This is a genomic window from Pseudomonas sp. NPDC087346, from assembly GCF_044744235.1.
Taxonomy (GTDB): domain Bacteria; phylum Pseudomonadota; class Gammaproteobacteria; order Pseudomonadales; family Pseudomonadaceae; genus Aquipseudomonas.
The window spans coordinates 90,230-101,065 of sequence record NZ_JBIUXX010000007.1 but is presented as its reverse complement, the minus strand read 5'-3'; the positions used below and the strand labels follow the sequence as shown (position 1 = coordinate 101,065).

Annotated in this window: 9 protein-coding genes; 2 read left to right on the top strand and 7 right to left on the bottom strand. The window is 59.3% G+C overall.

The features are described from left to right. The 5 genes from cysW to dibA form a co-directional block, all read right to left on the bottom strand. The coding region (gene cysW, locus ACIOZM_RS06450) for a sulfate ABC transporter permease subunit CysW (RefSeq protein ID WP_401210882.1) at nt 1-782 on the bottom strand (782 nt) is incomplete at its 3' end. 12 nt (nt 783-794) lie between these two features. After that, nucleotides 795-1,613 (bottom strand): sulfate ABC transporter permease subunit CysT, encoded by an 819-nt coding sequence (gene cysT / locus ACIOZM_RS06445; RefSeq protein ID WP_401210880.1) that lies wholly within the window; start codon nt 1,611-1,613, stop codon nt 795-797. A gap of 175 nt (nt 1,614-1,788) precedes the next feature. After that, nucleotides 1,789-2,802, bottom strand: coding sequence for a sulfate ABC transporter substrate-binding protein (locus ACIOZM_RS06440; RefSeq protein ID WP_401210878.1), 1,014 nt, complete (start codon nt 2,800-2,802; stop codon nt 1,789-1,791). Between the two features lie 139 nt (nt 2,803-2,941). Beyond that, on the bottom strand, nt 2,942-3,124 hold the full coding sequence (oscA, locus tag ACIOZM_RS06435) for a sulfur starvation response protein OscA (protein WP_003220508.1): 183 nt from the start codon (nt 3,122-3,124) through the stop codon (nt 2,942-2,944). A gap of 319 nt (nt 3,125-3,443) precedes the next feature. Beyond that, nucleotides 3,444-5,363 (bottom strand): phosphodiesterase DibA, encoded by a 1,920-nt coding sequence (gene dibA, locus ACIOZM_RS06430; protein ID WP_401210876.1) that lies wholly within the window; start codon nt 5,361-5,363, stop codon nt 3,444-3,446. A 146-nt stretch (nt 5,364-5,509) separates the two neighbouring features. Here dibA and desA point away from each other — a divergent pair, with 146 nt between their 5' ends. Beyond that, on the top strand, nt 5,510-6,694 hold the full coding sequence (gene desA / locus ACIOZM_RS06425) for a delta-9 fatty acid desaturase DesA (RefSeq protein ID WP_401210874.1): 1,185 nt from the start codon (nt 5,510-5,512) through the stop codon (nt 6,692-6,694). A 230-nt stretch (nt 6,695-6,924) separates the two neighbouring features. Beyond that, complete coding sequence (locus ACIOZM_RS06420) at nt 6,925-7,914, top strand: GGDEF domain-containing protein (protein WP_401210871.1); 990 nt, start codon at nt 6,925-6,927, stop codon at nt 7,912-7,914. 123 nt (nt 7,915-8,037) lie between these two features. Here the strand turns inward: ACIOZM_RS06420 and ACIOZM_RS06415 are convergent, their stop codons facing one another. Next, on the bottom strand, nt 8,038-9,249 hold the full coding sequence (locus tag ACIOZM_RS06415) for an HDOD domain-containing protein (protein ID WP_401210869.1): 1,212 nt from the start codon (nt 9,247-9,249) through the stop codon (nt 8,038-8,040). A 140-nt stretch (nt 9,250-9,389) separates the two neighbouring features. Next, on the bottom strand, nt 9,390-10,667 hold the full coding sequence (gene gabT, locus ACIOZM_RS06410) for a 4-aminobutyrate--2-oxoglutarate transaminase (protein WP_401210866.1): 1,278 nt from the start codon (nt 10,665-10,667) through the stop codon (nt 9,390-9,392). Nucleotides 10,668-10,836: the final 169 nt, after the last annotated feature.

Genomic DNA, 10,836 nt, shown 5'->3' with positions numbered 1-10,836 from the left:
AGGATCGCCACGGCGAACGCGGCTACGTGGTTGTAGTCGTTGTAGAGGATCTCGACGTGCAGCGGCAAGGTATTGGTCACCCCGCGAATGTGCCCGGAAACCACCGACACCGCACCGAACTCACCCATCGCCCGCGCGGTACACAACACCACGCCATAGATCAGGCCCCACTTGATGTTCGGCACGGTGACATGCCAGAACATCTGCCAGCCATTGGCGCCGAGCAGACGTGCGGCTTCCTCTTCCTGCGTGCCTTGTTCCTGCATCAGCGGGATCAGTTCACGGGCCACGAACGGCACGGTGACGAAGATCGTCGCCAGCACGATGCCCGGCAAGGCGAACACGATTTGAATGTCGTGGTCCTGCAGCCAAGGCCCGAAGAAGCCCTGTGCGCCGAACATCAGCACGTAGACCAGACCGGCGATGACCGGCGATACCGAAAACGGCAGGTCGATCAGCGTCACCAGCATGCTCTTGCCGCGGAACGAATACTTGCTCACGCACCACGCGGCACTGACGCCGAACACCACGTTCAGCGGCACCGAGATCAGCACGGCGATCAGCGTCAGTTTCAGCGCCGACAGTGCGTCCGGTTCGAAGATCGCAGTGAAGAATGCGCCGAAGCCGTTCTTCAAGCCTTGCGATACCACGATGAACAGCGGCAGTACCAGAAACAGGAAAAACACCAGCCAGCCGAGGCCGATCAATACGCGTCGTGAATTCGCACTGCCACGGCGGGCGGCGTTGGCCGAAGAGGCGGCCGCAATAGACGATTGGGACATGTTCGCGCCTCCTTATGGGGTTTCGATGCGCCGCTGCAACAAGTTGATCAGCAGCAACAGGACGAAGGAAACCACCAGCATCAGCACGCCGATGGAAGTGGCGCCGGTGTAATCATACTGGTCGAGTTTGACCATGATCAGCAGCGGCAGGATTTCGGTTTTCATCGGCATGTTACCGGCGATGAAAATCACCGAGCCGTACTCGCCGACACCACGGGCAAACGCCAGGGCAAAACCGGTCAACCAGGCTGGCAGCAGTGCCGGCAGTAGAATGTGGCGGAACACCTGCAACGGTTTCGCGCCGAGGCACGCGGCCGCTTCTTCGACTTCACGCGGTATATCGGCCAACACCGGTTGCACCGTACGCACCACGAACGGCAGGGTGACGAAGGTCAGCGCCAGAGTGATCCCGAGTGGCGAATAGGCGATTTTGAAACCGAGGTCGGCGGCAAATTGGCCGACCAGACCGTTGGGGGCGTACAACGCGGTCAAGGCGATACCGGCTACAGCGGTCGGCAGCGCAAACGGCAGATCGATCATCGCGTCGATGATCTTGCGCCCCGGGAAGGTGTAGCGCACCAGCACCCAGGCGAGCAGCGTGCCGATAATGCCGTTGATGATCGCCGCACACAGCGCGGTGCCGAAGCTCAGCTTCAACGCCGCCAGTACGCGGGGTGCCGAGATGATCGTCCAGAACTGATCCCAGGTGAGTTGGGCGGCATGGACGAACATCGCCGCCAGCGGGATCAGCACAATCAGGCTGAGGTACACCAAGGTGTAGCCCAGCGTCAGCCCGAAGCCGGGTATGACGGGGGAGATACGACGCGACATAAAAGTCCCTGGTTAAAAACGCATTCCGCTAAACGCACCAATGTGGGAGCGAGCCTGCTCGCGAAGAGGGAGTATCAGTCAACTTTACGTCCTCTGACACACCGCATTCGCGAGCAGGCTCGCTCCCACATTTTCCGCGCCTGAGCATCAGGCTCGTGGTGTGGTTGAAATCAGATTACTGCGCCTGATAGATCTGGTCGAACACGCCACCGTCGTTGAAGAATTTCGGCTGAGCGGTTTTCCAGCCGCCGAAGTCCTTGTCGATGGTTACCAGTTCCAGTTTCGGGAACTGCTGGGCGTATTTGGCGGCGACGTCTTTATCCCGTGGACGGTAGAAGTTTTTCGCCGCGATTTCCTGACCCGCCGGGCTGTACAGGTGCTTGAGGTAGGCTTCGGCGATCTGTTCGTTGCCCTTCTTCTCGGCGTTCTTGTCGACCACAGCCACCGGAGGTTCGGCAAGGATCGACAGCGAAGGTACAACGATGTCGAACTTGTCGGCGCCGCCGTCTTCTTTCAGCGCGAGGAACGCTTCGTTTTCCCAGGCCAGCAACACGTCGCCCTGACCGTTGTTGACGAAGGTAATGGTCGAGCCGCGAGCACCGGTATCCAGAACCGGCACATGCTTGAACAGGGTCTGTACGTATTCCTTGGCCTTGGCTTCGCTACCGCCGTTGGCTTTCAGGCCGTAAGCCCAGGCCGCGAGGAAGTTCCAGCGTGCACCGCCGGAGGTTTTCGGGTTCGGAGTAATCACCGAGACGTCATTCTTGACCAGATCGCCCCAGTCCTTGATGCCTTTCGGGTTGCCTTTGCGCACCAGGAACACGATGGTCGAGGTATATGGAGTGCTGGCGTCCGGCAGACGTTTCTGCCAGTCGGCGGGCAGGGTCTTGCCGAGTTTGGCGATTTCGTCGATGTCGCCGGCCAGTGCCAGGGTCACGACGTCGGCACGCAGACCGTCGATCACCGCACGGCCCTGTTTGCCCGAGCCACCATGAGACTGCTGGATTTTCACGTTGTCGCCAGCGTGTTCCTGCTGCCAGAACTTGATGAATTCAGCGTTGTAGTCCTGATACAGCTCACGCGTCGGGTCATACGACACGTTGAGCAGCTCGTAGTCCTTGGCAACCGCGGAACCGGCAAACACAGCGCTGGCCAGAGCGGCCAAAGCGTAACGGCGAATCGACGACATGGTGAAAGCTCCTGGAATTCTATTGGCTTTTTCTTATGTATTGCTGAATCGGGTGCCGGTTAAAGATCGCCGCCTCCGACAGCTCCTGTGCAGATCCCCTGTTGGACTTGCCGCAGGCTGCGATCTTTTGCTCTACGGATCAGCTCGGTTTGTTGCCCGGCTGCTGCAAGCGGAATTTCTCTTTACGTTCGATCTGGACGACTTGAGCGTTGTGCACAGTGATCTCCACCGCGCCGAAACGCAGATCGCGCAGAGCGCTCTGGATTTCACGCAAAATGGTGGTTTCGTCCTGACCGTCAACGCTACGCAGGGATGCGCTCATGGTGCTGCTCCTTTGTATGGGATTTGCCTGGCAGTGGGCGGCACTGCGTTCGGCGTGGGAGCAATATAAGAGAGGCGCGGATATTCTTAAAAAGACTATTTAAGAATGTTTATATAACTGAAAAACATTATGTGGCGGGGCAAGGGTTTGCGCGGTGTTCAAGCTCCTGAAGAACACTGAAAACCTGTGGTGAGGGGATTTATCCCCGTTGGACTGCGCAGCAGTCCCCTGCTACCTGGATAAAGAACGGGGCCGCTCCGCGACCCAGCGGGGATAAATCCCCTCGCCACAAGATCAGCGCTCAGCTTCAACAGACTTGTCAGCCAATAACTGGCGCCTTCGTCCAATCAATATCCTGCGGCGGGCTCGGCCGTCCGAACCAGTAACCCTGACCCAGATCGCATTCCTGTCCCAACAGGAAAGCCGCCTGCTCAGCCTGTTCGATCCCCTCGGCATGCACCTGCATGCCCATGCTGCGGGCTAGTGCGATGATCACCCGGACAATTGCCGCATCATCCTCATCCCACGGCAGGCCGGCGACGAAACCCTGATCGATCTTGAGCTTCTGCACCGGCAGGCGCTTGAGCCGCAGCAGCGACGAATAGCCAGTGCCGAAATCGTCGATGGCCAGCCGAATCCCCAATTCACGCAGGTGATGCATCTGCTCCAGCGCCACCTCCGGATCTTCCATCACCGCGCTTTCAGTCACTTCCAGTTCCAGATAAGCCGGGTCCAGTCCGGTGTCATGCAGCACCTGCGCCACCTGCTGATAAAGCTCACGACGGGCGAACAACCGTGACGAGACATTCACCGCGATAAACGACAACACCACACCATCCTGCTGCCATTGGCACATCTGCCGGCAGGCCTGCTGCATTACCCAGGCGTCGATTTCGGCGATCAGTCCGGTGCGCTCGGCAATCGGGATGAACTCCGCCGGCGACACCAGACCACGCTGCGGATGCTGCCAGCGCACCAGCGCCTCGACGCCAATCAGGCGACTGGTTTTCAACTCATGCACCGGTTGGTAGTAAACCCGCAGTTCCTGCTGCTCAATCGCACGGCGCAGTTCGAAAGCGATCTCAACCCGCCGCTGCGCATGTGCAGTGAGTTCTTCGGTGTACAACGCGTAGCCATTGCGCCCGCTGCTCTTGGCCTTGAACAGCGCCGCATCGGCATTGCGCAGCAGTTGCTCGGCACTCAAGGCATCGCTGGGGAACAGGCTGATGCCGATGCTGGCGTTGATAAACAGTTGGTGACCGTTGATGCAGAACGGCTCCTTGAGGGCATCGAGAATGCGCTGCGCCAGCGCTGCTGCCTGCACCAGTTGCGGACAACTCTCGGCCAGCACCGCAAACTCATCGCCGCCGAGCCGCGCCAGAGTGATGCCCGGCCCGAACAGTTCCTGCAAACGCACTGCCACCGCCTTGAGCAAACTGTCACCGACGTTGTGCCCGAGACTGTCGTTGATCATCTTGAAGTGATCGAGATCGAGCATCAGCAAGGCGCAACCGCGTTTGTGGATCTGCGCCGAGGCCAGCGCCTGCTCGGCACGGTCACTGAACAGCAGACGGTTCGGCAGATCGGTCAAAGGATCGTGGTGCGCGAGGTGCTTGAGTTCGTGCTCGGAATCCTTGATCGCACTGATATCAGAGAACACCGCGACGTAATGACTGAGCCGACCCTGATCGTCGTGAATGACGCGGATGGTCTGCCATTGCGGGTAGATTTCGCCGCTTTTGCGACGGTTCCAGATTTCCCCGCTCCACTCACCCTGACTTTGCAGCGTGGCGAACATCGCCTGATAGAAACCCGGTGGATGATGGCCGGACTTGAACAGGCTCGGTTGATGGCCGAGGACCTCTTCACGCTGATAACCGGTGATCTCGATGAACGCACGGTTGACGTGCACGATCAGGCCCTGGCGGTCGGTGACCAACACGCCTTCACGGGTGCAATCGAACACCGCCGCGGCTTGGCGCAGACGTTCGCGATCCGCCTGACGCTCGCGCAAACGCGCGCCGATGCCCAAAACCTCACACAATTTAGCCCGCGCAAGAAAGATCAATCCGGCGCTGATCGCGGCCCAGACGTAACCGTTGATCAGTTGCCAACGCTCCAGGTCGACAGACTCATCAAAGAAACTGTTCAATAAGTAACCAGTGCCGCGCAGCCAGACTATGGCAAACAACAGGTAAAGCAGCGCTGCACGCATGGCATCGCGATAAATGGCAGGCATTCGGCTGTCCATGTCCCTACAAAAAGGTTGGAATTATAGGTCAAGAAACATCCAGCGACTCTTATCTGAAAGGGCGACTGGTTTTATCTGTGTGCTTAGTGATAATGCAACGGCTGTTTTTATCTTTATCGAGGGCCCTATAGCCTATGTGGTACGAAGGTTTTCTTGGCTTGTCGGCCTGGTCACTGGTCGCTGTCACCCTGCTGATGACCCACGTGACAATTATTGGTGTCACGGTCTATCTGCACCGTTACTCGGCCCATCGCTCGCTGGAGCTGAATGCTGGCCTGAAACATTTCTTCCGCTTCTGGCTGTGGCTGACCACGGCACAGAACACCCGCGAGTGGACGGCCATCCACCGCAAGCACCACGCCAAATGCGAAACCGAAGATGACCCGCACAGTCCGGTGATCAAAGGTCTGTCCACGGTGCTGCGCAAAGGTGCCGAGTTGTATCGCGCCGAAGCCGAAAACCCCGAGACCCTGCGCATCTACGGCAAGAACTGCCCGGAAGACTGGATCGAACGTAACCTCTACAGCCGTTATCCGTTGCTGGGTGTGGCGATCATGGGTGTTATCGACCTGCTGCTGTTCGGCACCATCGGCATCACCATCTGGGCGATCCAGATGATGTGGATTCCTGTGTGGGCCGCTGGCGTCGTCAATGGTCTCGGCCATGCCGTCGGCTACCGCAACTTCGAATGCCGCGATGCCGCGACCAATCTGGTGCCGTGGGGCATTCTGATCGGTGGCGAAGAACTGCATAACAACCATCACACCTACCCCAACTCGGCCAAACTGTCGGTGAAGAAGTGGGAGTTCGACCTCGGCTGGGCGTGGATCAAAGTCTTCAGCTTCCTGCGTCTGGCCAAGGTGCAGCGCGTTGCGCCAATTGCCCACCGCGTCGAAGGCAAGGGCAATCTGGACATGGACACCGCCATGGCGATCCTCAACAACCGTTTCCAGATCATGGCCCAGTACCGCAAGCTGGTGATTGGCCCGCTGGTCAAACAGGAACTGGCCAAAGTCGATCACTCGGTGCGTGACCAGTTTCATCGGGCCAAACGCCTGCTGTCACGGGAAACCAGCCTGTTGGAAGATCGTCATCACCAGCGCATCCAGAACATGCTCGAACACAGTCAGGCACTGAAGGTAATTTACGAGAAACGCCTGGCCCTGCAGCAGATCTGGGTCAAGACCAGTGCAAATGGCCACGATATGCTCGCGGCGATGAAGGAATGGATTCACGAGGCCGAGTCCAGCGGCATTCATTCCCTGCGCGACTTCGCCAACCAGCTGAAGACCTACTCGCTGCGCCCTGCAGCCGTGTGATTGTGGCGAGGGAGCTTGCTCCCGCTCGCTGCGCAGCAGTCGTAGAACCCTACACCGCGTTTTGACAAACAAAACGCGGTGTCGGTACCGCCCGGCGGGAGCAAGCTCCCCCGCCAAAAAAGGTCGGAACTTAGCTCCAAAACCCCTATCTCAAAGACACTTCGCCACCCCGGCGGGCTTATTGGTGGCCGCTGTCGTCATACGCGGCACGCCCTTTGAGACAAGTGTCGATGGTCAACAACAATCAAAAAGACTCGTCCCTCCCGCAGTGGCCCGAAGCCGCGCAAACCCTCATGGCACTGATGCACGCCCAAGGCGAGGTCGCCCGCCTGAGCGAACGGGAACAACTGTTCAGTTCACTGCTGGTCAGCGTCAACGCGGTGCTTTGGGCCTTCAATTGGGAAACTCGGCAGGTGCTGTACGTCAGCCCGGCCTATGAACGAATTTTCGGGCGCTCTGCCGGGCTGTTGCTGGCGGACTACAACCAATGGCGCGACAGCATCTACCCGGACGACCTGGACTACGCCGAGCAAAGCCTCGCCCAAGTCCTGCACAAAGGCGCGGTGGAAGATCGCGAGTACCGGATCATCGCCGCCGACGGCCAGATACGCTGGCTCAGCGACAAATGCTTCATCAATCGCCAGGAAGAACCCGGCCAGCCAGTGATCATCGTCGGCATCGCCGAAGACATCACCGACAAGAAGCAGATGGAAACCGAACTGCAACGGCTGGCCACCACTGACGTGCTGACCCAGAGCAGCAACCGCCGGCACTTCTTCGAATGCGCCAACCGCGAGTTCGAACAGGCCCGTTTGCAAGGCGCGCCACTGGCCTTTCTGCTACTCGATATCGATGACTTCAAGGTCGTCAACGACTCCTATGGCCATCCCGAGGGCGACAACGTCCTGCAACGCATCGCCGAATGTGGGCTTGCATCCCTGCGACGCGGTGACCTGTTCGGACGAATTGGTGGAGAGGAATTTGCTGCCGTGTTCCCGGGGTGTGCGCCGGACATGGCGATGCAAGTGGCCGAACGGCTGCAACGAGAGATTCAGCGCTTGAGCTTCAGCCATGATGGCCAGGCGTTCGGCATCACCGTCAGCCAGGGCCTGACCAGCCTCACCGCCGAGGACGAGAACCTCGACAGCTTGTTCGCCCGCGCGGATGCGGCGATGTACGAAGCCAAGCGCCAGGGCAAGAACCGGATCGTCTCTGGTTGAGCCCGGAATTTCGGTCCAACACATAACCCGTGTAGGAGCTGCGGCACGCTGCGATCTTTTGACTTTAAAGATCAGGATCAAAAGATCGCAGCGTGCCGCAGCTCCTACATGGAATCACGCGGGTTATTTACGCATCCGCATCAGTTCCGGCAGACCGATCTTGAGCAATCGCGCCGTACGGCTTTTCGCCAACTCCTCCACGCCTTCATGCTCGGTCAATCGGGCCATCTGCGCCGCCATGTTCATCACCAGCGCTTCGCGGGAATACACCCCGCCACCGAGCTGATAAACCGAAGCAATCAACTCACGCAACTCCAGCGGCAGACGCCAGCGAGTTCGCAGTGCCGAGCCGTAAGCCGCACCAAATTCCGCCAGCGCCTCGCCGACCTCTTCCAGTTCATCCAGCTCACCGCCCGCCTGCTGCCATTCCTGCAAACAGCGCAGCAACGCCAGATCACCCAGTCGATGCAGCATCCCCGCGCAGTAACAGCGTTCCTGATCCAGATCGAGCAGGCGTGCCAGCGTGCGCGCGTATTCAGCGGTGTGCAGTGACAAGCCCCAATAACGCTCGGCATAATCCGCCAGACAAGGATCGCTGAGTTTCGCGCTGCGCTTGAGCGCCAGCCCCAGAATCAGGTTCATGCTCTGCCCGGTGCCGAGCCGATGCAGCGCCTGTCCCAAGGTCTGCACGGGCGCGCTTTGATGTTGCGCCGCACTGTTGGCCGCCGCGATCAACACTGCAGTGATCTGCGGATCAGTGCGGATTTCCTGCTCCAGCAGGTTCAGATCCAGACCATTGGGATTCAGACTGCGCTTCACCGCCACTTGCACATCGGTCATCAGTGGCGCGCCATCGGTCTGCTCGCGGCGCCGCTCAAGGAACACCGACAGGGTCATGCCCGGCGCCAGCGCCGGCACTTCGCAGAACACCTCTTCACCAGCGTTCAGCAGCAAACCCTGCAAGCGCTCGGTCAAGCTTTCCATGTTCAGCGGTTTGGTCAGGTACGCCGTCGGTGCCAACGGCAACGCTTCGCGCACGCTGGCGCTGTCGTTGCGGCTGCTCATCAGAATGAACGGCAGCGGCGGATTGCGTTTGCGCTGACGCACACTGCGCAACACGCTCAGACCATCAATGCCGGGCAACTCCCAATCGACAATCGCCAGGTCATACGGCACTTCGCTGAGCAGCGACAGAGCTTGCTGGCCATCGGCACACAGATCCAGCCGCGCATCGCAGCGCACATTCAGCAGCACTTGTTTGAGCAGATCCCGAGACCACGGATCAGCCTCGGCGATCAGCACTCGGGGTACCGCGGGTAATACAACGGCAGTCATGCGCGCTCTCCCTTGCAATGCCTGAACCTTAGCCAATGCTGGCCTTTCGATACAGCGCTAAAGCGGTCGAAGTGTTTCAGGGGCATGAAAAAACCCGCCGAAGCGGGTTTTTTGTCGATCCGATCACACAGTGCCGGGGCTTACAGCTCCGAGAAGCACTCTTCGATGATCGCCAGACCTGCGTCCAGTTGCTCGTCCGGCGAGGTCAGCGGTACGAGTACGCGCAGAACGTTGCCGTAGGTGCCGCAGGACAGCAGGATCAGGCCCTTGTCGCGAGCCTTGGCCACGACCGAGGCCACAGCAGCGGCGTTTGGCTTGTGGCTGTCGCCATTTTCGAACAGCTCGACCGCAATCATCGCGCCCAGCGCACGGACTTCGCCGATCACCGGGTACTTGGCCTGGATGGCTTTGAGGCCAGTGACCAGACGCTCGCCGACTGCCTTGCAGCGGTCCAGCAGGTTTTCTTCTTCGAACACTTCCATCACGGCCAGCGCCGCGGCGCAAGCAATCGGGCTACCAGCGTAGGTGCCGCCCAGACCGCCTGGAGCGATGGCGTCCATGTACTCGGCCTTGCCGCAAACACCGGCCAGCGGGAAGCCGCCAGCGATGGATTTGGCGAAAGTGGTCAGGTCGGCGCTGACGCCCATCTGTTCCATGGCGAAGAAAGTGCCGGTACGGCCAGCGCCGGTCTGCACTTCGTCAGCGATCAGCAGGATGCCGTGCTGGTCGCACAGGGCACGCAGACGCTTCATGAATTCTTTCGGCGCGACGTAGAAACCACCTTCGCCCTGAACTGGCTCGATGATGATCGCGGCGATGTCTTTCGGCTCGGCGTCGTTCTTGAAGATGCGTTCGATGGAAGCGATCGAATCATCAACGCTCACGCCGTGCAGTTCGTTCGGGTACAGAGCACGGAAGATGCCGCCTGGCATCAGACCCATGCCGGCCGAGTAAGGTACGACTTTACCGGTCAGACCCAGAGTCATCATGGTGCGACCGTGGTAAGCGCCGGTGAAGGCGATCACGCCAGCACGGCCAGTGGCGGCACGGGCGATTTTCACGGCGTTTTCTACGGCTTCGGAACCGGTGGTGACCAGCAGGGTTTTCTTGTCGAAATCACCTGGCACCTTGGCGTTGATTTTTTCGCACAGCTCAACGTACGGCTCGTAGGCCAGTACCTGGAAGCAGGTGTGAGTCAGCTTGTTCAGTTGCTCGGTCACGGCGGCGATGATTTTCGGGTGCAAATGGCCGGTGTTCAGTACAGCGATACCGCCGGCGAAGTCGATGAATTCACGACCTTCAACGTCAGTCACGGTCGCGTTCTTTGCCGACTCGGCGAAGATCGGGTGAATCTGGCCTACACCACGTGGAACAGCTGCGGTACGGCGGGCCATCAGTTCAGCGTTAGTCTTGCTCATTACAGTCCTCATTCGCCGCTCATCGGGCGGCGTGGTTCAAGGATTAAGCGGGAGGAATCGACGGTGGCAGCATGCGATGATCGACTGCCACGGCGTTCCCGGCCGCAGAGAAAATTCCGGTTTGAAACGACGCAAAGGGACAGCGCTCTCGTGCCCTTTGCGTTTAAAG

What these genes read in the sequence shown, in the direction of transcription:
- cysT (WP_401210880.1), bottom strand. Translation starts at nt 1,613, where the DNA reads ATGTCGCGTCGTATCTCCCCCGTCATACCCGGCTTCGGGCTGACGCTG.
- ACIOZM_RS06440 (WP_401210878.1), bottom strand. Translation starts at nt 2,802, where the DNA reads ATGTCGTCGATTCGCCGTTACGCTTTGGCCGCTCTGGCCAGCGCTGTG.
- oscA (WP_003220508.1), bottom strand. Translation starts at nt 3,124, where the DNA reads ATGAGCGCATCCCTGCGTAGCGTTGACGGTCAGGACGAAACCACCATT.
- dibA (WP_401210876.1), bottom strand. Translation starts at nt 5,363, where the DNA reads ATGCCTGCCATTTATCGCGATGCCATGCGTGCAGCGCTGCTTTACCTG.
- desA (WP_401210874.1), top strand. Translation starts at nt 5,510, where the DNA reads ATGTGGTACGAAGGTTTTCTTGGCTTGTCGGCCTGGTCACTGGTCGCT.
- ACIOZM_RS06420 (WP_401210871.1), top strand. Translation starts at nt 6,925, where the DNA reads ATGGTCAACAACAATCAAAAAGACTCGTCCCTCCCGCAGTGGCCCGAA.
- ACIOZM_RS06415 (WP_401210869.1), bottom strand. Translation starts at nt 9,249, where the DNA reads ATGACTGCCGTTGTATTACCCGCGGTACCCCGAGTGCTGATCGCCGAG.
- gabT (WP_401210866.1), bottom strand. Translation starts at nt 10,667, where the DNA reads ATGAGCAAGACTAACGCTGAACTGATGGCCCGCCGTACCGCAGCTGTT.